The organism is Ewingella sp. CoE-038-23 (assembly GCF_040419245.1).
Classification (GTDB): Bacteria; Pseudomonadota; Gammaproteobacteria; order Enterobacterales; family Enterobacteriaceae; genus Ewingella; species Ewingella allii.
In genome coordinates this window covers 799,078-818,170 of record NZ_JAZHOH010000001.1, presented here as the reverse complement: position 1 = coordinate 818,170, position 19,093 = coordinate 799,078, and the positions used below count along the sequence as shown (strand labels likewise).

The 19,093-nt window shown below is 57.2% G+C and carries 18 protein-coding genes and 1 tRNA gene; 8 read left to right on the top strand and 11 right to left on the bottom strand.

The genetic code is table 11. The features are described from left to right. The first annotated feature begins 115 nt into the window (after window positions 1-115). From V2154_RS03910 to V2154_RS03895, 4 genes are all read left to right on the top strand, one after another. A complete protein-coding gene (locus V2154_RS03910; protein WP_353501134.1) occupies window positions 116-1,624 on the top strand; it encodes an NCS1 family nucleobase:cation symporter-1 in 1,509 nt (502 codons plus the stop codon). A 225-nt stretch (window positions 1,625-1,849) separates the two neighbouring features. After that, window positions 1,850-2,323, top strand: a complete 474-nt coding sequence (locus tag V2154_RS03905; RefSeq protein WP_353501133.1) for a (2Fe-2S)-binding protein — start codon at window positions 1,850-1,852, stop codon at window positions 2,321-2,323. Further along, complete coding sequence (locus V2154_RS03900) at window positions 2,320-4,599, top strand: xanthine dehydrogenase family protein molybdopterin-binding subunit (protein ID WP_353501132.1); 2,280 nt, start codon at window positions 2,320-2,322, stop codon at window positions 4,597-4,599. Before V2154_RS03905 ends, V2154_RS03900 begins: the two co-directional genes overlap by 4 nt. After that, window positions 4,596-5,894: a c-type cytochrome gene (locus V2154_RS03895; protein ID WP_353501131.1), complete on the top strand. Its 1,299-nt coding sequence runs from the start codon at window positions 4,596-4,598 to the stop codon at window positions 5,892-5,894. Before V2154_RS03900 ends, V2154_RS03895 begins: the two co-directional genes overlap by 4 nt. Window positions 5,895-6,029: 135 nt before the next feature. On the opposite strand, the gene V2154_RS03890 is transcribed toward V2154_RS03895, so the two are convergent. Together V2154_RS03890 and dnaQ are read right to left on the bottom strand one after the other, a co-directional pair. Then, a tRNA-Asp gene (locus V2154_RS03890) sits at window positions 6,030-6,106 on the bottom strand. Window positions 6,107-6,229: 123 nt separating this feature from the next. Beyond that, window positions 6,230-6,979 carry a DNA polymerase III subunit epsilon gene (dnaQ, locus tag V2154_RS03885; RefSeq protein WP_185688455.1) on the bottom strand — a complete coding sequence of 250 codons (750 nt, stop codon included), beginning with the start codon at window positions 6,977-6,979 and terminating at the stop codon, window positions 6,230-6,232. 69 nt (window positions 6,980-7,048) lie between these two features. Between dnaQ and rnhA the strand changes: the two genes are divergently transcribed. Further along, window positions 7,049-7,516: a ribonuclease HI gene (gene rnhA, locus V2154_RS03880; protein WP_437341988.1), complete on the top strand. Its 468-nt coding sequence runs from the start codon at window positions 7,049-7,051 to the stop codon at window positions 7,514-7,516. Here rnhA and V2154_RS03875 read toward each other — a convergent pair. Continuing rightward, window positions 7,513-8,247 (bottom strand): class I SAM-dependent methyltransferase, encoded by a 735-nt coding sequence (locus tag V2154_RS03875; RefSeq protein WP_353501130.1) that lies wholly within the window; start codon window positions 8,245-8,247, stop codon window positions 7,513-7,515. The two genes, rnhA and V2154_RS03875, sit on opposite strands and share 4 nt — an antisense overlap. 43 nt (window positions 8,248-8,290) lie before the next feature. On the opposite strand from V2154_RS03875, the gene gloB reads away from it, so the two are divergent. Next, complete coding sequence (gloB, locus tag V2154_RS03870; protein WP_353501129.1) at window positions 8,291-9,046, top strand: hydroxyacylglutathione hydrolase; 756 nt, start codon at window positions 8,291-8,293, stop codon at window positions 9,044-9,046. Between the two features lie 70 nt (window positions 9,047-9,116). Continuing rightward, window positions 9,117-10,502, top strand: a complete 1,386-nt coding sequence (gene mltD / locus V2154_RS03865; protein WP_353501128.1) for a murein transglycosylase D — start codon at window positions 9,117-9,119, stop codon at window positions 10,500-10,502. A 78-nt stretch (window positions 10,503-10,580) separates the two neighbouring features. Here mltD and V2154_RS03860 read toward each other — a convergent pair whose 3' ends face one another. Further along, window positions 10,581-11,390: an endonuclease/exonuclease/phosphatase family protein gene (locus V2154_RS03860; RefSeq protein WP_353501127.1), complete on the bottom strand. Its 810-nt coding sequence runs from the start codon at window positions 11,388-11,390 to the stop codon at window positions 10,581-10,583. Window positions 11,391-11,630: 240 nt separating this feature from the next. Continuing rightward, window positions 11,631-12,806, bottom strand: coding sequence for an MFS transporter (locus V2154_RS03855; RefSeq protein WP_353501126.1), 1,176 nt, complete (start codon window positions 12,804-12,806; stop codon window positions 11,631-11,633). A gap of 106 nt (window positions 12,807-12,912) precedes the next feature. Between V2154_RS03855 and yafC the strand changes: the two genes are divergently transcribed. Continuing rightward, entirely contained in the window at window positions 12,913-13,803 is an 891-nt protein-coding gene (yafC, locus tag V2154_RS03850; RefSeq protein WP_353501125.1) for a DNA-binding transcriptional regulator YafC, read from the top strand. A gap of 58 nt (window positions 13,804-13,861) precedes the next feature. Here yafC and dkgB read toward each other — a convergent pair whose 3' ends face one another. From dkgB to V2154_RS03820, 6 genes are all read right to left on the bottom strand, one after another. Beyond that, window positions 13,862-14,665, bottom strand: a complete 804-nt coding sequence (dkgB, locus tag V2154_RS03845) for a 2,5-didehydrogluconate reductase DkgB (protein WP_353501124.1) — start codon at window positions 14,663-14,665, stop codon at window positions 13,862-13,864. A gap of 129 nt (window positions 14,666-14,794) precedes the next feature. Beyond that, window positions 14,795-15,478, bottom strand: coding sequence for a 4'-phosphopantetheinyl transferase family protein (locus tag V2154_RS03840; RefSeq protein ID WP_353501123.1), 684 nt, complete (start codon window positions 15,476-15,478; stop codon window positions 14,795-14,797). A gap of 2 nt (window positions 15,479-15,480) precedes the next feature. Then, window positions 15,481-16,710: a beta-ketoacyl-ACP synthase gene (locus V2154_RS03835; RefSeq protein WP_353501122.1), complete on the bottom strand. Its 1,230-nt coding sequence runs from the start codon at window positions 16,708-16,710 to the stop codon at window positions 15,481-15,483. Further along, window positions 16,707-17,438: a 3-ketoacyl-ACP reductase FabG2 gene (locus tag V2154_RS03830; protein WP_353501121.1), complete on the bottom strand. Its 732-nt coding sequence runs from the start codon at window positions 17,436-17,438 to the stop codon at window positions 16,707-16,709. The genes V2154_RS03835 and V2154_RS03830 overlap by 4 nt, the downstream gene beginning before the upstream one ends. Then, a complete protein-coding gene (locus V2154_RS03825) occupies window positions 17,435-17,923 on the bottom strand; it encodes a hotdog family protein (RefSeq protein ID WP_353501120.1) in 489 nt (162 codons plus the stop codon). Before V2154_RS03825 ends, V2154_RS03830 begins: the two co-directional genes overlap by 4 nt. Then, a complete protein-coding gene (locus tag V2154_RS03820) occupies window positions 17,920-19,092 on the bottom strand; it encodes a beta-ketoacyl-[acyl-carrier-protein] synthase family protein (RefSeq protein ID WP_353503908.1) in 1,173 nt (390 codons plus the stop codon). Before V2154_RS03820 ends, V2154_RS03825 begins: the two co-directional genes overlap by 4 nt. Between the last annotated feature and the right edge of the window lies 1 nt (window position 19,093).

Here is a 19,093-nt window from a genome sequence, read left to right as displayed (position 1 = left end):
ACAAAAAATCAAATATGGCCTGTTTCCTGCAAATGCCTTCGTGACGACTTTAATTTTGGGTCCGCCACCTTGCGGTGCCCACTTCGACACGGTGTTTATGACAGGAGCACGATTTATGCCAAATCACGAAATCTCTTCCGCCAGCGCGTCGCCGGAATTGAGCGCGGGGATCATCAAACCGCACTACAGCCCACGGCTGTGCAATGACGACTTAGCACCGACTCGCGCTCAGAACTGGAGCTGGTACAACATCTTCTCTTTCTGGATGTCGGACGTACACAGCATGGGCGGCTACGTGGTGGCGGCCAGCTTCTTCACGCTGGGGCTTTCCAGCTGGCAGGTGTTGCTGTGCCTGCTGTGCGGGATTTGCATCGTGCAGATTTTTGCCAATCTGGTGGCCAAACCTAGCCAGCAGGCAGGGGTGCCTTACGCGGTGATTTGCCGCCAGGCGTTTGGCGTATTCGGCGCAAACATTCCAGCGGTTATCCGTGGGCTGATCGCCTTCGCGTGGTACGGCATTCAAACTTATCTGGCAGCCAGCGCCCTGATGCTGGTGCTGCTGAAGTTCTTCCCGTCGCTCAATCCGCTGACCGTGCCGCACTGGCTGGGGCTGTCGGCAATGGGCTGGATCTGCTTCAGCGTGATGTGGCTGTTGCAGGCGATGGTGTTCTGGCACGGGATGAGCGCCATCAAGCGCTTTATCGATATCGCCGGGCCTGCGGTGTATGTAGTGATGCTGATGCTGGCGGGGTGGATTGTCTATAAAACCGGTTTCAGCAATATTTCTTTCACCTTGGCGAGTAAAACCCTGACCATCGGCCAGCAGAGCTGGGAGATGCTGACCGCCACCGCGCTGGTTGTTTCCTACTTCTCAGGCCCGCTGCTCAACTTTGGTGACTTCTCGCGTTACGCCAAAAACATGGGTGAGATCCGTCGCGGCAACCGCTGGGGCTTGCCGTTTAACTTCCTGCTGTTCTCGATTGTGACCGTGGTGATTGTCTCCGGCACCCAGTCGCTGTTCGGCCAGATGATCACTGACCCCATCGAAACCGTCAGCCGCGTAGGTAACAGCGTGGCGGTGGCGCTCGGCCTGCTGACCATGATCATCGCCACCATCGGCATTAACATTGTGGCGAACTTCGTCTCTCCGGCCTTCGACTTCTCCAACTGCGCGCCGCAAAAAATCAGCTTCCGCACCGGTGGGATGATTGCCGCCGTCGGCTCAGTGCTGTTAACGCCGTGGAACCTGTTCCAGTCGCCGGAGCTTATCCACTATACGCTGGACGTGCTGGGTGCCTTTATTGGGCCACTGTTCGGCATCCTGCTGGCGGACTACTACCTGATTAAACGCGGGCATCTGGACGTGGACGCCCTGTTCAACGCCACGCCGTCCGGCCGCTACTGGTATCGCAACGGTTTCAACCCGAAAGCTATCATGGCGCTGCTTCCTGCCGTGGCGATTGGCCTGTTCATCAGCTTCACCCCGAGCCTGCATCAGGTTGCTAACTTTAGCTGGTTTATCGGCGCGTTCCTGTCCGGCGTCGCCTACCGCGTTATTGCTCGCCACGAACGCGCTGCCAGCCCGTCAATTGACTTCTCAAAAGTAGAAATGGGCAAAGAGTAACGCCTTCATCTCACCACCGCCGGAGGCCTTTCCGGCGGTGTTTTTCCTCCCCTTCCCCGCGCCTCTACCCCTTTTTTGCCTTCTTTTGTTAATGAATCCCAGCCCTAATTCACATACCATTCACATGGTAATACAGGCTAATTATTAGCGTGATAAACATAATTATATAACGCATCAGCGGCAGGCGTGCTTTTGGATTGCCTGCCCCGACATGGAGTTTTTTCAATGGAAATTAATGTTAACGGCAAAATGCTGCCGTTGAGCAATGTCAGTGCCGACACCCCTCTGCTTTATATCCTACGTAACGATCTGGGCCTGAATGGGCCGAAATATGGCTGCGGCCTTGGCGAGTGCGGGGCCTGCACCGTGCTTATCGACGGCGTCGCCGCGCGCTCGTGCTCCATCCCCCTTTCGGGTGTGCAGGGCAAAGCCATCACCACGCTGGAAGGGCTGGGTGACGAAGGCCAATTGCACCCGGTGCAGCAAGGCTTTATCGACGAGCAGGCCGCGCAGTGCGGCTATTGCGCCAATGGCATGATCATGACGCTGGTCGCCCTGTTTGATAGAAACCCGCAGGCCAGCGAAGACGAAATCAAAAACGAACTGGCCTATAACCTGTGCCGCTGCGGCACTCATCTTGAAATTCTGCGCGCCGCCGAAAAGGCCCGTCAGCTGATTGCTGAGCGAGGTCAGGCATGAATACTCTGGAAATAACCCGTCGTCGCCTGCTGCAATCGGGCGGCGTGGTGATGGTCAGCAGCCTTTTCGTCTCGCCGCTTTCGGCCTTCGCCAGCACTCCGGCCGCCAGTAAAGTGGGCGATATCCCACTGGACCGCGTGAACAGCTTTATCGCGATGTCTGCCGACGGTAAGGTTACTGCTTTTAACGGCCACGTCGATTTGGGCACTGGCGTGCGCACCTCGCTGGCGCAGATCGTCGCGGATGAAATCGGCGTGCGCTTTGAAGATGTCACCATGATCCTCGGCGACACCAATCGCACCCCGAATCAGGGGCCAACCATCGCTAGCAGCACGCTGCAAGTCTCCGCCGTGCCGCTGCGTCAGGCGGCGGCGCAGGTGCGCGAAATGCTCACCGCCCTCGCAGCCAAGGCCATCAAACTGCCCGCCGAACAGCTTCGCGCCGAGCAGGGCTTTGTGTTTGTCGAAGCCCACCCGGCCAAGCGTCTTAGCTACGCCCAATTGGCCGAAGGCCAAGATCTCAACCTGCCGCTCGACACTTCCGTGCAACTTAAAAGCGTCAAAGAGAGCCAGTACGTCGGCAAGCCGGTGGCGCGGGTGGACATTCCCGCCAAAGTCACCGGCCAGCTGACCTATGTTCACGATATGCGCCTTCCGGGCATGCTGCACGGCCGCGTGGTCAGGCCGCCCTATGCCGGTGCGGACAGCAGCGCGCCGCTGGGCGACAGCCTGATTTCGGTGGATAAAGCCTCTATCGCCCACCTGCCGGGCATCGTCGAAGTGGTAGTCATTAAAGATTTCATCGGCATTGTCGCCGAGCGCGAGGAGCAGGCCATTGCCGCCATGCGCCAGCTTAAAGTCGAATGGAAGAAATGGGCCGGGCTGCCGGACCTGTCGCTGGACAAGCTGCACGACACGCTGGCGGCGACGCCAAAAACTGACCGTATGCTGCGCAACGACGCCGGTACGGATGAAGCACTGGCCGGGCTGCATATTCATGCCGATGCCGATTATGTCTGGCCTTATCACCTGCACGCCTCCATTGGGCCATCCTGCGCGGTGGCGGACGTCACGGCGGAGAAAGCCGAAGTCTGGTCCGGCACGCAGAACCCCCATGACCTGCGCAAAGACCTCGCCAAGCTGCTGGATCGCGCGCCGGAGCAGGTGCATATCAACCGTATGGAAGCCTCCGGTTGCTATGGTCGCAACTGCGCCGACGACGTCTCGGCCGACGCCCTGTTGCTGTCGCAAGCCGTGGGTAAACCCGTGCGCGTGCAGCTGATGCGCGAGCAAGAGTCAGGCTGGGAGCCGAAAGGCACCGGCCAGCTGATCCGCGTGCGCGGTGGTCTGGATAAGCAATTGCAGGTGGCGGCTTACGAGCTCAAAACCAGCTATCCGTCGAACAATGCCGTGACGCTGCCTCTGGTGCTGACCGGCAAAGTGCCGAACGCCGCCGATGTGCAGCAGATGGGCGACCGTACCGCCATTCCGCAATATGAATATCCGCACATGCGGGTGCTGTCGCAGGATGCCGCGCCGATTGTGCGCGCCTCGTGGATGCGCGGCGTCTCGGCCCTGCCGAACGTCTTCGCCCATGAGTCGTGGATTGATGAAATGGCCTATCTGGCGGGGCAAGATCCCATCGCCTATCGCCTGCAATACCTGAAAGATGACCGCGCCATTAAGCTGATCGCCGCGCTGAAAAAGCAGTGCAATTGGCAAGACGGCCCGGCCCATCGCCAGCCAGCTCCGGCGAATCAGGACGTGGTGACCGGGCGCGGTTTCGCCTACGCCCGTTACTTCCACAGTAAATTCCCCGGCTTCGGCGCGGCATGGGCCGCGTGGGTCTGCGACCTGAGCGTGAATCGTAAAACCGGGCAGATCAAAATCGACAAGATTTTCGTCGCCCACGACTGTGGCCGGATGATCAACCCGGCGGGGGTAAAGCATCAGGTTCACGGCAACATTATTCAGTCCACCAGCCGCGTGCTGAAGGAGTTCGCCACCTTTGACGGCGCGGGCACCACTTCGCTCGAATGGGGCGGCTATCCGATCCTGCGCTTTGACGAGTTGCCGCAGGTGGATATTCAACTGCTGGACTACCCCGACGAGCCGCCAATGGGCGCGGGGGAGTCGGCGTCGGTACCAAGCGCAGCGGCGGTCGGCAATGCGCTGTTTGACGCACTGGGCGTGCGAATGCGCGAAGTACCCTTTACGCCGGAACGCGTGCTAAAAGCACTGGAATCCGCAGCACAGGTTAAGGAAGACAAAGCATGAGTAAGATAAAGAAAGTCGCCGGATGGGGCGCAGTGGCGGTGCTGGCGATAGTGATTGGCGGCGCCACCATTAGCTGGCAGCCGGAAATCGCGCCGTTGAAACAGCCGGGCACTCAGACCTTCAGCCCGGAGAAAATCGAGCAAGGCCGCCAGCTGGCTGACCTCGGCGACTGCGCCGTATGCCACACCCGCTCCGGCGGCGAGCGCAATACCGGCGGGCTGGCGATGGAGATCCCCTTCGGCACGATTTACTCCACCAACATCACGCCGGATGCCGAAACCGGCATCGGCACGTGGTCCTTCGCCGCCTTTAAGCGGGCGATGCGCCACGGCGTGGACCGCGAGGGTAATTACCTCTATCCGGCCTTCCCTTATACCGCTTTTACCCGCACCAGCGATGCTGACCTCGAGGCGCTGTATGCCTATCTGATGTCGCAGCCGCCGGTGAAGTATTCGCCGCCGGAAACCGCCCTGAGCTTCCCGTTCAACATTCGTCAGGGCATCGTGACCTGGAACTGGCTATTCCTCAAGCCGGGCGAGCTGAAGACCGACAGCAGCAAGAGCGCCGAATGGCAGCGCGGGCAATATCTGACCGAAGGGCTGGGGCACTGTAGCGCCTGCCACTCGCCGCGCAACCTGATGTTTGGCGAGAAAGGCGGCAAGGATCATCTGACCGGAGGCGTGGCCGAAGGCTGGACCGCGCCGTCACTGGTGGCTAACTCCGACGCGCCGCTGAAGTGGACTCACGAGGATTTCGTCACCTTTATGCGCAGCGGTTATTCGGCCAACCACGGCGTCGCCGCCGGGCCGATGGGGCCAGTGGTCGCAGAAGGTTTGTCGCAACTGCCGCCAGAAGATCTGCAGGCCATCGCCACCTATCTGATGTCCTTCCAGAGTGACAGCGCGCCGCAGGGCAGCGCGGATGAACTGAATCAACGCGCGGAAAGCAAGGTAGAGCCTCTGACCTCGGAAGGCGCGCGGCTGTTCTCCGGCTCCTGCATGGCCTGCCACGCGCAGGAGAAAGGCCCGCAGATGAACGGCGTGCGCCCTTCTCTGGCACTCAACACCAACCTGTTTACCGACTCGCCGGACAATGCGATTCGCATCGTGCTCGACGGTATTCAGCATCCGGCCAAGGCCGAGCTGGGCTTTATGCCCGCGTTTCGCCATAACCTGAGTGATGCGCAGATTGCCACTTTGCTGAATTATTTGCGCCAAGAGTATGCTGGAAAAGCCGCGTGGCCTGACTTGCAGCACAAAGTCAGCGAAGTGCGGGCAGAAACCGCAGTGAAATAAGCAGTAAATAGGAAGAAGACAAACCGGCGTGAGGAACAACTTACGCCGGTTTTTTTATGCTTACAGGAAGTTTGTTTTGCAGAAAGCAGAAACAACGAAGCCCTGAGTTATTGCTAACTCAGGGCTTCTGAATGTTGGCGGAACGGACGGGGCTCGAACCCGCGACCCCCTGCGTGACAGGCAGGTATTCTAACCAACTGAACTACCGCTCCGCGCCGTTCGGTTAAGAACGGAGCGGATATTAAGGAATGCCCGCCATGGCGTCAATGCTTTTCCTGACAATTTCGCTCGACTGAGCAGTTTTTCTGCAAGACGAGCATTTTAAAGGCAATTTCTTACTCTTCTGCTGCCGGTTGTGGCCGCCAAAGACAGCTTCCCCCCTTCTTCACCACCAGATCTAAACGCTCTTCGTGCCAGACCATCTCCTGCTCGCTGGCGCGGATCACTTTCAAACCCGAAGCTGGTCTGGCGATGCGCTGGATCCCCTGCCCGTCCGCGCCGGTTTTCTGGTCGCCTTCGTGGGTGAATTTCATGATGGTCTGACCGCCGGTCATCATCAGATAGACTTCGGCGAGGATCTCGGAGTCAAGCAACGCGCCGTGCAGAGTACGCTTGCTGTTGTCTATCAGATAGCGATCGCTGAGGGCATCAAGGCTGTTGCGCTTGCCGGGGAACAGCTTGCGCGCCATTTGCAGGGTATCGGTGATTTTGCAGAAGGTTTCAGTCTTCTCAATACCACGCCCCAGCATGCCGAACTCGTAATCCATAAAGCCGATGTCGAACGTCGCGTTATGGATAACCAGCTCGCCGCCGCGAATGTACTCGAGGAAGTCGTCGGCGATGTCGGCAAAGGTGGGTTTGTCGGCGAGGAATTCGTCGCTGATCCCGTGAACGCCAAAGGCTTCGGGATCGACCAAACGATCGGGCTTCAAATAGACGTGGAAATTGCGCCCGGTAAGGCGACGGTTAATCACCTCAACCGCACCGATTTCAATGATTCGATGCCCCTCGTAATGAACACCGAGTTTGTTCATACCGGTAGTTTCGGTATCGAGAACGATCTGTCTGGTAGGAGAAGAAATCATATTGCAGTGCTCGCAGCGCTCGTTTATGTCAGACTTGGCTTTTACTTTCTGCGGAAGAGTCTACCAGAGATGACCAAACAGGTAGAAATTTTCACCGACGGCTCTTGCCTTGGCAATCCCGGCCCCGGTGGTTTCGGCGCAATCTTGCGCTACAAGCAACACGAAAAAGAGTTCAGCGCCGGCTTCCGGCTAACCACCAATAACCGCATGGAGCTGATGGCGGCGATTGTGGCCCTTGAGGCACTGACCTCCCCTTGCGAAGTGACCTTAAGCACCGACAGCCAGTATGTTCGTCAGGGCATCACCAGTTGGATCCACAACTGGAAGAAGCGCGGCTGGAAAACGGCAGACAAAAAGCCGGTCAAGAATGTCGATTTATGGCAACGGCTGGACGCGGCGATTCAGGGGCATAAGCTGAACTGGATGTGGGTCAAAGGCCACGCGGGCCACCCGGAGAATGAACGTTGTGACGTGCTGGCGCGCGACGCGGCGGGCAATCCGACGCTGGATGACGTGGGCTATAAACCAGAGAGTTAATCTTCACTCTGGTGATCTTTACGATAACTTTTGCTGCTGGCCCCCACCGCCTGCGGTATCGCCTGACGCCTTGCCGGCACCTTCTTGGCGCTCGGCGTCAGCGGCAGCGTCCTTTTACGCGCCACCATCACCGTCATACAGCCCAGCGCGGGCAGATGCGTACTCAGCGTCTCCCCGCCCTTAGCGCACCACGGCAACACCTGAAAACGGCTCTTCATCATCACTTCATAATTAAGTAAGCCCAGCCAGTCGAGCAAGCGCGTTTGGGTAAACATCTGGCTGACATAAGGCTGGCGTTTACGCACCAAAGGCACCAGCTTGGCCATTCCAACTAAACTCAACGGGTTAAAGCTGCTTAACACCAGCCAGCCGTCGTCAATCAGCACGCGATCAACTTCACGCAAAGTCCGGTGAGGGTCTTCGGCATAGGCTAAAGTATGGGCTAGCAGGCAGGCATCCACCGATTTGTGTGCGAAGGGCAATTGGTACTGCGAGCCTTGGACATGCAGATTTTCTCCCAGCTCAGCGACGTTAACCTGATGGGAGATGGGGCAGCCTGAGGTGTCGAGTTCAACGCTCAAACTGCCAATCTTTAATAGGTGGAAACCGTATAACTTGCCCCACCATGCTTGAAGTTGTCGCTCAAGCGCGGCACGGTAATACTCACCGCAGGGGAATGCATCCCATGAAGCTGGCGCAGTGATTTTTTTTCGTGTGCGGGCTGGTAGCATATTTTATTTTCGTCTTTCAAGCGTTTGCCAACGAGAGGTATCTATGAATCTTATCAGTATTCCCGCCTTGCAGGACAATTACATTTGGTTATTGGATGACCAGAACGGTCACTGTTTGATTGTCGATCCCGGCGAAGCCGCCCCGGTGCTGGAAGCGCTAAAAACGCGCAATTTAACCCCGACTGACATCCTGCTGACCCATCATCATCATGACCATGTTGGCGGCGTAAATGAGATTCTGTCGCATTACCCTGCTGTAAAAGTGTACGGTCCTGAAGAAACGGCGAGCAAAGGTGCTAAGAAAATTCTTAAAAACGGCGATGAGGTCGAAATTGGCGGGGCGAAATGGCACATCTTTGCTACGCCCGGGCACACTTTAGGTCATATTTCATACTATAGCGCCCCTTACCTATTCTGCGGAGATACCATGTTCTCCGCCGGATGCGGCCGATTGTTCGAAGGGACGCCTGAGCAAATGTATCAATCCTTTCAACAGTTAGCTCAGCTTCCAGATGACACTTTAGTCTGCGCGGCACACGAATATACTCTCTCAAATCTTAAGTTTGCCCGGTCAATTCTGCCAGACGATTCTGATATTGATTCTCATGAACAGAATGTGCAGGAAATGCGTAAAAAGGGGCAACCTTCCCTGCCTACAACCCTAGGTTTAGAACGAAAAATTAACCTGTTTTTACGATGCGATGATGTTGATTTACAAAACAAATTAAACCTTAACGATCCCTTAAAGCCTTCTTGGCAAGTTTTCGCCCATCTAAGGGGCCTCAAGGATAGCTTCTGAAGCAAAAGGTTGTGTTTTTGGACTAAGCAAAGTATTATCGCTCGTCTTTTAAGCAACTATTGACACACACATGAAGGCAAAAGCGATAATCTTCGCCTCGGTGTTGCTAGTGGGTTGCCAAGCGTCCAGGCAGGACGTGAAGGTGCCAGAACAGCATGCACAGAGTTTGTCTTCAGCAAGTCAAAGTGAAGCAGGAGAGTACACAGATGGGGGGCGGTTAACCTCTTCGCGATGGTTGGACAATGATGACTCTATCGCGCAAAAGAATCTGTGGAACTTCATTGGCGACGAGCTGAAGATGAAGGTTCCGGAAAATGCCCGGATCCGTGAGCAAAAAGTAAAATACTTAAAAAATAAGAGCTATCTCCACGATGTAACATTACGGGCAGAGCCGTACATGTACTGGATCACCGAGCAGATTAAGAAACGCAATATGCCGATGGAACTGGTACTGCTACCCATAGTGGAGAGCGCTTTTGACCCTAAAGCAACCTCATCAGCTAACGCTGCGGGGCTGTGGCAGATCGTGCCACAAACGGGGCGCAACTATGGTTTGAAACAAAACCAGTGGTATGACGGTCGTCGCGATGTCGTGGCGTCTACAACTGCTGCGCTTGATATGATGCAAAACCTAAACAAGATGTTTGGCGGTGACTGGTTATTGACTGTCGCAGCGTATAACAGCGGTGAAGGCCGAGTCATGCAAGCGGTGAAAGCGAATAAAGCTAAAGGTCGTCCGACAGATTTCTGGTCACTGGCGCTTCCTCGTGAAACGTCGATTTATGTCCCGAAAATGTTAGCCTTGAGTGATATTTTAAAGCATAGCAAAAAGTACGGAATTAGCTTACCGACGCCGAGCCAAGACCGCGCATTAGCGCGTGTTGAAGTGGGGCAACAGATGCAGTTAACTCAGGCGGCTGAGATGGCGGGCATGTCACTGACTAAGCTTAAGTCGTACAATACTGGCTACAAACAAAATGTTACCGCGCCTAACGGCCCGCACTACATTGTGTTACCGACGGCTCATGCAGCGCAGTTGAAGGATTCTCTGGCCGATGGCGACATCGAAGCCGTGCAGAATACCAGACTAGCGAGCAACGCTCCGTCTGGCGCAAAAGCTTACAAGGTTCGCTCCGGCGATAGCTTGTCAGGGATTGCAGCAAGACTGAACGTTAAGACCCGTGATTTACAGCGTTGGAACAATTTGCGCTCGGCGAGCGCGATAAAAGTTGGGCAAACCCTGCAAGTGGCGGATAACAGCGTCAGTTCGGCAAGTAGCAGTAACGGCGGCAGTATTACGTATCAGGTTCGCAAAGGCGATTCGTTGTCGAGCATTGCTAAGCGTCACGGCGTAAACATCAAAGATGTGATGCGCTGGAATGCTGGCACAGACAACCTTCAGCCCGGCACTAAGCTGACTCTGTTTGTCAGCAATAAGTTAACGCCAGACACCTGATGCTATGCGCAGCGTCATCCCTACAAAAAAGCACCCTTTCGGGTGCTTTTTTTTATGCTCAAATTTGCGGAAATCGGCTTACAGAGCTTTGTTCGCCGCACTCTGATCGGCCAGAAACTCCACCAGTAGCGGGTTATGGTCCGACGCCTGCGTTTCCATCACCGTCGCATGGGTGACGCTCAAATCGCGATAGAAGATGAAATCCAGCGGGCGGCCAAAGGCGCGGCGACGGAAGTCAGACGGGAACCTCACCTCTTGCAGACGAATGTTATTGGCGAACCCGAACAAGGCGTTGATGCGCTGGCGGCTCCAGGCGTTGAAGTCCCCCGCCATCACCACCGGCCCTTTGTGGTGCGCAATCTGCTCGCCGATGGTCTCCAGCTGCTTACTGTAGACATCCACCCCGATGCTGAAATTCACCGCGTGGATGTTCACCACCATCAGCAGTCTGCCGTCTAGCAGCGGGTAGACCGTCACCAATGCAGATTTAGCCAAACGTAGCAGTGGCTCACGCTCGCGCAGGGGGCAGCAGTAGACCGGATGGGCAGCGGAGAGCGTCATCACGCCAGAGGGGTGCTGAGGCAGCATATAGGCCGGAACCTGATCGGCGGCCAAATAGTGAGAGGTGGCAAATCGAATCAGCTCCGGAGTGGTTTGCGCTTCTTGCAGCAACACCAGCTGGGCATCTTTGCCAAAACCTTGCAACACCGAAAGCCAGTCGGCCCGTTGTTGCTTGAAAATGTTCCACACCATCACGCGTAGAGTATTGGAATTGGGCAGCGCGGCTCCGGGAGGCAATCCAGTACTGAGATGTGCCATGGCACCTGGAAAGATCTGCTCGACCGGTTGACCTGCAACATACCTCATTGCATATGTTCTTTTCGGCACGCTTATCGCCTATTTACTCAATCAAAAATCATGCTGCTCGAAGGCAGCGGACGTTTCAGTATACGCCCGTCAGTGCTCAGGCCAAATCTGTTTACAATCGTATACACCCTGCCCGCCTGACCGTCGGCGATCTGTTATCAAGGTAGCATAGGATTTTTGCTATGCCTTGTTAATGAGTTAATCCTTGAAAGCAAAACGGCCCACCCGAGGGTGAGCCGCGCGTTGCACTGCCGGAAAGCCTTAGGCCATGGCCAGCTGGTTTTTCTTATCCAAATGACCACTCAGGCGAATCAGCGCCAGTGCGCCGAGCACAATCACCGCGCCAATCCACGGCGTTTGCGCCAAACCAATGCTCGACACCACCTGTCCGCCAACCACGGAACCGATAGCAATCCCGACGTTGAAGGCGGCGATGTTCAGGCCGGAAGCCACGTCTACCGCGTTCGGCGTCACTTCTTCTGCTTTCTGCACCACGTACACCTGCAAACCAGGCACGTTGCCGAAGGCGAAGATGCCCATCACCATCAGGGTGATCAGTGCCGGGATTGCAAAGTTGGCGGTGAACTGGAACACAAACAGGATGATAGCCAGCGCCGCGAAGATGATGCTCAGGGCTTTCACCGCGCCGTGTTTATCCGCCAGCTTGCCGCCCCAGATGTTGCCGATAGCCACTGACACGCCATAGGCCAGCAAGATCCAGCTCACCATGCTGGCGGAGAAACCGGCCTGCTGCTGCATCATCGGCGCGAGGAAGGTGAAGGTGGTGAACACCCCACCGTAGCCCAGCGCGGTGACTGCGTAAATCAGCAGCAGGCGTGGGTTCATCAACACTTTCAGCTGATCGGCGATCTTCGCCGAAGGGCCATTTTTAATGTTATTCGGCACCAGAATCGCGCTGGCAATAATAGCAATCACCCCAATCAGCGTGACGGCCAAGAAGGTTTCGCGCCAGCCGAAATGCTGCCCGATAAAGGTCCCCAGCGGCACGCCGGTCACCAGTGCCACGGTCAGCCCGCCAAACATCAGCGCGATAGCCGACGCCGCTTTCTCTTTCGACACCAGACTGGTGGCGATAGTCGAACCAATCGAGAAGAACACGCCGTGCGCCAGCCCGGTCAGGAGCCGCGCCACCACCAGCGTGCTGTAGTTGGGTGACTGCCACGCCAGCAGGTTGCCGATGGTGAAGAACACCATCAGGCCAATCAGCAGGGCTTTACGCGGCACGCGGCCGGTCATCGCCGTCAGAACAGGTGCGCCAACGGCCACACCCACGGCATAAATAGACACCAGCAAACCGGCTGATGGCACTGAAACACCCAGTTGATCCGCGATGGTTGGGATCAGCCCAACAATCACGAACTCGGTGGTTCCTATAGCGAATGCGCTGATGGTCAGCGCTAACAATGCAAGAGGCATAACCTTACTCCACAATGAATATCGATTTGATGGCGGCTATTATCTGCTTGTGCTTAAATGACAGAAATAACCAAAGTATCAAATGATTTCTGCTGGAGTGACATCAATGAAAGCCAGTTCGGAAGAGTTAATGACCTTTGTCACCGTGGTTGAAATGGGCAGTTTCAGCCGCGCCGCTGAACAGCTCGAACAAGACAATTCGGTGGTCAGCCGCACCCTGAAACGCCTCGAGCAGAAGCTGGGCATTACCCTGCTTAATCGCACCACCCGCCAGATAAGCCTGACCCACGAAGGCGAGCGCTATTTTGTCCGCGTGCAGAAGATTTTGCAGGAGATGGCCGCCGCCGAGGACGACCTGCTCGAGCATCGCGATGACCCGCAGGGGTTGCTACGCGTTGACGCCGCCACGCCGGTGATCCTCCACGTGGTGTCCCCTCTGGTGGCCGAATTCACCGAACGCTTTCCCAAGATGTCGCTGGCGCTGTTCTCCTCCGAGAGCAATATTAATCTGATTGACCAAAAGGTGGATGTCGCGATTCGCGTGGGAGAGTTGGAAGACTCCAGCCTGCGCGCCCGCAAGCTGATGTTGAGCTATCGCCGGGTGCTGGCCTCGCCCGCCTATCTGGATAAATGGGGGGCGCCGCAAACCACCGATGACTTGAAGAAGCATCGCTGTCTGGGCTTTAACGAAGTGTTGGCGCTGAATAAGTGGCCGCTGCTGTGCGCCGATGGCCAGCAGTTAACCATCACGCCCTTTATTAGCTCGGGAAGTGGTGAGACGCTGCGCCAGCTCTGCCTGATGGGCAACGGCATTGCCTGCCTGTCGGACTTTATGACCCAGCCGGATGTGGACCGTGGAGATTTGGTAGAACTGCTGATCCCTGACACCATGCGGATCTCCATGCCGCTGCACGCGGTCTATTATAGCGATCAGACGGTCAGCACCCGCATTCGCTGCTTTATCGATTTTCTCAGTGAAAAGCTCAACCCCGCCTAATGCGAAAAAACCCATGCCTAAGCATGGGTTTTCCAGACACTAAAACCGTTTTGAGGAATTAATCCCACTCAGGCGCCAGACCTTCCGGGCTAACCAGACGGCCATTGCGTTCCAGCTTGGCAATCTCAGCCATATCGGCATCAGTCAGTTTCAACTGTTGCGCCAGCAGGTTGCTTGCCAAGTTTTCACGCTTGGTAGAAGAAGGAATGACCGCGTAACCCAGTTGCAGCGCCCATGCCAGCACCACTTGCGCAGGGGTCGCGTCGTGACGCGCCGCAATCGCGATAATGGTTTCGTCTTTCAGTGCGTCGCCGTAGGCCAGCGTCATGTAAGAGGTGATAGCGATGCCGTTTTTACGGGCAAATTCCACCACGGTCTGGTTCTGCAAGAACGGAGACAGTTCGATTTGGTTAGTGGCGATGGCTTCTGCGCCAACGGCGTCAATGGCTTCTTGCATCAGCGCTACGGTGAAGTTGGAGATACCAATCTCACGGGTCAGGCCCAGTTTCTTCGCTTCAACCAGCGCGTGCATGGTTTCTGCCACGCTTACCGCGTTGCCCGGAGACGGCCAGTGGATCAGCGTCAGGTCAACGTAGTCGGTTTTCAGCTTGGTCAGGCTCTCTTTCAGGCTGGCGATCACCTGCTCCGCGCCCAGATTTTCCACCCAAATCTTGGTGGTGATGTACAGGTCCTGACGCGCCACGCCGCTGTCGGCAATCGCTTCGCCCACGGCGGCTTCGTTGCCGTAGATTTGTGCGGTATCAACAGCACGATAGCCCAGTTCCAGCGCAGTAGAAACGGACGCTTTAACCACTTCATCTTTCAAACGGAATGTGCCAAGACCAAATGCAGGGATGCTCATATTTTTCTCTCTATCTTTCTGAATTTAAAGTAAGTCCGGCGAGCCGGTAAATCGTATGAGGGAGAGTATGAACTTCCGTTTCATGGATAAAAACGACAGCTTGGTCAGAAGACTTTTGATTTTAACGCATCAATCGGCGCGGGAGAAAGGTAGCCATGAAGGAGAACAAGGGGCAAGCTGGCCCGATGGGCCTGCCGAGAAGGCGTCAATCTGCTCAATGGCTGGCGGCAGGGCCAGCGCGATAGCCGAATCAGCCTTTATCCAACTCATCAACCGGCCAGCCGCCGATGGCGCGGAAAACTGATGCCCCAGAGGGTCGATTGTCACCGATGCCATTTGCCACACGCTGCCGCCCTGCTGCTTGAGACAGGCTTCGCGTAAGGTCCAAAGCTGCCAGAAGGCCGCCGCCAGCTGTTCGCCCTGCTCTTGCAACCACTGGGTTTCTAAGTTGCTGAAAACCTCGCGGGCCAGCTCTGCCATCGATGCGCGCGGGCGCAGCGCCTCGATATCACACCCCACTTCGTCAGACGGGCACACCGCCACCAGCAGGTGCTGATGGCTATGGCTCAAAGAGAAGTGCGGAAGCGCGGGGTCGCAGAAGGCCGGTTTGCCATTGGCGCCGGGCTGAATGTCCGGCAATCTGCCACAGCCAAAATGGTCGCGCATCACCGTCGCCAGCAAGGCGCGCGCCCCCAGAAACGCCAGACGCCGCGCGTCTCCCATCCCAGCGGCCTGTTGTAACACGGACTCTGGCAGCAGCTCCGGCGCGAACCGGCTGCTGAGAGAACCCGTGGCAATCAGGCAGCGGCTCATGCTTAAGGCCAGCGTTTGAAAATCAGCGAAGTGTTAATGCCGCCAAAGGCAAAGTTATTCGACTGAATAAACTCAGTTTGGATATATCGCGATTCGCCCATGATGTGATCCAAATCGCCGCACTCGGGGTCGGGATCAGTCAGGTTGATGGTCGGCACAAAGCGATCTTCGCGCATCATCTCCAGCGACATCCACGCTTCCAGCGATCCGCAGGCCCCCAGCGTGTGGCCGAAGTAGCTTTTCAGCGAAGAGATCGGCGTCTTATTGCCGAAGATCGCCGCCGTAGCCTGACTCTCAGCAATATCGCCGCGCTCGGTGGCCGTGCCGTGGGCGCTGATATAGCCGATGTCCGACGCCGCCAGTCCGGCCTGCTGCAATGCCTGTTGCATACAGATCTGCATGGTCTCTTTTTGCGGCTGGGTGATGTGAGACGCATCGCAGTTAGTGGCAAAGCCGATGATTTCTGCATAGATAGTCGCGCCACGGGCCAGCGCGTGATCCAGCGATTCCAGAATCAGCGTGCCCGCCCCTTCGCCAATCACCAGCCCGTCGCGCGCTTTGTCGAACGGACGCGGGGAGAGCCGCGGCGCGTCGTTTTGCTGGCTGGTAGCAAACAGCGTGTCGAACACCGCCGCCTCAGACGGGCAAAGCTCCTCCGCGCCGCCTGCCACCATCACCTTCTGGTAGCCGTGCTTAATGGCCTCATAGGCATAGCCAATGGCCTGACTGCCCGAGGTGCAGGCGCTGGAAGTTGGAATAACCCGCCCGCGCAGGCCGAAGAACAGCCCGGTATTCACCGCCGTGGTGTGCGGCATCATCTGCACATAGGTAGTACCGGTGATGTTATTGGTGTGCTTTTCGGTCAGCATGGTGGCGAACTCGCTCACCGGCTTGGTGCTGCCCGTTGAAGAGCCATAGGCAATGCCGGTGTCGCCATTGGTCAGCACCGGGTTGTCCAGCAGCCCGGCCTGCTCCAGCGCCAGCTCAGTGGCGCGGGTGGAAAGCAGCGACACGCGCCCCATCGAGCGAATGCGTTTGCGGGTATAGTGCGCGGGCAGAATAAAGTCATCGATTGGCGCGCCAAGATGGGTATTCAGCCCCTGATACTCCAGCCATTCGTCCATATGGCGCACGGCGTTTTGCCCCTGCTGCAAACGAGCAGAAACCTCGCTCCAGCTATTACCAAAGGCGGTCACGCCCTGCATGCCGGTTACCACCACGCGATGACTCATGCTATGCCTCCGTTAATGGAAATCACCTGGCGGGTCACGTAGGCCGCGATATCCGACATCAAATAGCTGGCAAGTCCGGCGACTTCCTCGGCGCTGCCCATGCGTTTCAGCGGGATCATGCTCATCGCCACGTCCATTGCCGCCGGTTCCATGTCGACGATGCCAGTGTCAATCAGGCCCGGCGCGATGCAGTTGACGGTGATTTTGCGTTTTGCCAGTTCGAGGGAGAGCGCCTTGCACGCGCCGATAATTCCCGCCTTGGCGGCGCTATAGTTCACCTGCCCACGGTTGCCAATCACGCCGGAAACCGAGGAGAGCGCAATAATGCGCCCGCCCTGCCGCAGGCCAATCATCGGCATCACGCACGGATGCAGCACGTTGTAGAAGCTGTCGAGATTGGTATGAATTACGCCGTCCCAATCTTCGTCAGTCAGCGCGGGGAAAGCGCCATCGCGGGTAATACCGGCATTATTGACCACGCCGTAATAGGCACCGTGTGCGGCGATATCGGCTTCAATCACTTCCCGACACTGCTGGCGGTTGCTGACGTCAAAGCTAACAATTCGCCCTGCGCCGCCCGCCGCCAGCGCCTGTTGCAGCGTATCTTCCGCCCCGGCCCGGTCGCGATGGTAGTGGATCACCACCTGAAAACCGTCCCGCGCTAACTGGCCAGCAATCGCTTTGCCAATCCCCTTGCTCGCCCCAGTAATCAATACTGAACGACTCATTGCTGCATCCCCTGGGTTAATTTTATTATTTCATCCGCGTCGGGCTGATAAGTGTTCAGCCTCGCGTGCGCGATCTCTTGCTGTCCGTTTTCGCCGCCTGCCAGCGTAATGGCGCATTCAAAATTGGCGAGCTTTTCATCTCGCAACATCATTTCTACTCGAATATCTAACAGAGTCTCAGCGGCGAACTCCGCCACGGCGCACTTCAAACCGCGCCCGCCGAGCAACAGGCCAAGCTTCGGCTCAGTGCCTTGCTGCTTGCCGTGCCAGCCGCTCCACACCCCCACCGTCTGCGCCATCAGCTCTATGGCAAACCACGCGGGTAATGTTCCCGTTGGGGTGAGAAACGGCGCCAGAATGCCGGTTTTCGACACCCTAACGCGGCAATGCGCGCTGACCTCGCCCACGTCGATCACCTCTTCAATCAGCACCATCGGCGCGGCGTGGGGCAGATAATCCTTGGCGGGCAAGTAGTGACGGCTCATGGCGCTCTCCCAATCAGAATGCAGGCATTGTTGCCACCAAAGGCAAATGAGTTGGATAAGATAACCGGGCGGGCAGGCCGCCGTTCTGCCAGCACTAAGTCGATTTCCGGCAGTGACGCATCGCGGGCCGCCATGGAGAAATCCTGCGCCGGCAAGGGCAAATCTTGATTGAGGATCAGCCAGCTCAGCGCCGCCTCGGTCGCCCCAGCGGCACCCAATGTATGCCCGGTCAGATGCTTGCTGGAGCTGCAAGGCACGCGGTCGCCGAACAGGCGATGGGTCACGGCGGCTTCGGCCCGATCGTTCAGCGGCGTCGCCGTGCCGTGCAAATTGATGTAACCCACGTCGTCCGGCGTCATTCCGGCCTGCTGCAAGGCCATGCGCATTGCCCGCTCTGCGCCCTCCCCCTCCGGGTGCGGCGCGGACATGTGCCAGGCGTCGGAAGACTCGCCAAAGCCCAGCAGGGCGATATCTGCCGGTTCACGGGTCAGCAGAATAAGCGCCGCCGCCTCGCCAATGTTAATACCGTCGCGCCCCTCGGCAAAGGGCGTACAGCGACCGTGGGACAAGGACTCAAGGCTATTAAAGCCGTTAATCGGCATGCGGCACAGGCTGTCCGCGCCGCCCACCAGCGCGACATCCGCCAGACCGGCGGCAATCAGCCGCTGGCCGCTAATGATCGCCCGCGCGCTGGAGGAGCAGGCGGTCGACAGCGTATAAGCCGGGCCTTCTGTGCCTAAATACTTCGCCAAAAACTGCGCCGGATCGCCCAACGCCTGCTGCTGATAGTGATAATCCGCCGGCAGTTCGCCGGTCTGTTGATGATGGCTGACTGCCACTTCCCCTTCGGCAATGCCCGAGGTGCTGGTGCCCATGATCACCGCAATGCGCTGGTGGCCATACTTGGCAATCGCCTGATGAATCGGCTGCTCAATCTGCGCCAGCGCGGCCAGCAGCAGCTGATTATTGCGGCTGCGGTGTTCGACCAGCTCATCGGGCACCGGCGGCAAGTCGGCGGTGACCTGCCCCAGCCAAATCTGCCGTTTGCTGGTCAAATACTGGCTGTCAGGCAACATGCCCGGCGCGCGGCCATGGGCGAGGTTATCGGCAATCTCATGCAAATTATTACCCAGCGCGTTCACCATCCCGACGGCAGAGAAGTAAATCATG

Coding starts and splice junctions, on each gene's coding strand:
- V2154_RS03910 (WP_353501134.1), top strand. CDS start 116: ATGCCAAATCACGAAATCTCTTCCGCCAGCGCGTCGCCGGAATTGAGC.
- V2154_RS03905 (WP_353501133.1), top strand. CDS start 1,850: ATGGAAATTAATGTTAACGGCAAAATGCTGCCGTTGAGCAATGTCAGT.
- V2154_RS03900 (WP_353501132.1), top strand. CDS start 2,320: ATGAATACTCTGGAAATAACCCGTCGTCGCCTGCTGCAATCGGGCGGC.
- V2154_RS03895 (WP_353501131.1), top strand. CDS start 4,596: ATGAGTAAGATAAAGAAAGTCGCCGGATGGGGCGCAGTGGCGGTGCTG.
- dnaQ (WP_185688455.1), bottom strand. CDS start 6,979: ATGATTTCTTCTCCTACCAGACAGATCGTTCTCGATACCGAAACTACC.
- rnhA (WP_437341988.1), top strand. CDS start 7,049: ATGACCAAACAGGTAGAAATTTTCACCGACGGCTCTTGCCTTGGCAAT.
- V2154_RS03875 (WP_353501130.1), bottom strand. CDS start 8,247: ATGCTACCAGCCCGCACACGAAAAAAAATCACTGCGCCAGCTTCATGG.
- gloB (WP_353501129.1), top strand. CDS start 8,291: ATGAATCTTATCAGTATTCCCGCCTTGCAGGACAATTACATTTGGTTA.
- mltD (WP_353501128.1), top strand. CDS start 9,117: ATGAAGGCAAAAGCGATAATCTTCGCCTCGGTGTTGCTAGTGGGTTGC.
- V2154_RS03855 (WP_353501126.1), bottom strand. CDS start 12,806: ATGCCTCTTGCATTGTTAGCGCTGACCATCAGCGCATTCGCTATAGGA.
- yafC (WP_353501125.1), top strand. CDS start 12,913: ATGAAAGCCAGTTCGGAAGAGTTAATGACCTTTGTCACCGTGGTTGAA.
- dkgB (WP_353501124.1), bottom strand. CDS start 14,665: ATGAGCATCCCTGCATTTGGTCTTGGCACATTCCGTTTGAAAGATGAA.
- V2154_RS03840 (WP_353501123.1), bottom strand. CDS start 15,478: ATGAGCCGCTGCCTGATTGCCACGGGTTCTCTCAGCAGCCGGTTCGCG.
- V2154_RS03835 (WP_353501122.1), bottom strand. CDS start 16,710: ATGAGTCATCGCGTGGTGGTAACCGGCATGCAGGGCGTGACCGCCTTT.
- V2154_RS03830 (WP_353501121.1), bottom strand. CDS start 17,438: ATGAGTCGTTCAGTATTGATTACTGGGGCGAGCAAGGGGATTGGCAAA.
- V2154_RS03825 (WP_353501120.1), bottom strand. CDS start 17,923: ATGAGCCGTCACTACTTGCCCGCCAAGGATTATCTGCCCCACGCCGCG.
- V2154_RS03820 (WP_353503908.1), bottom strand. CDS start 19,092: ATGATTTACTTCTCTGCCGTCGGGATGGTGAACGCGCTGGGTAATAAT.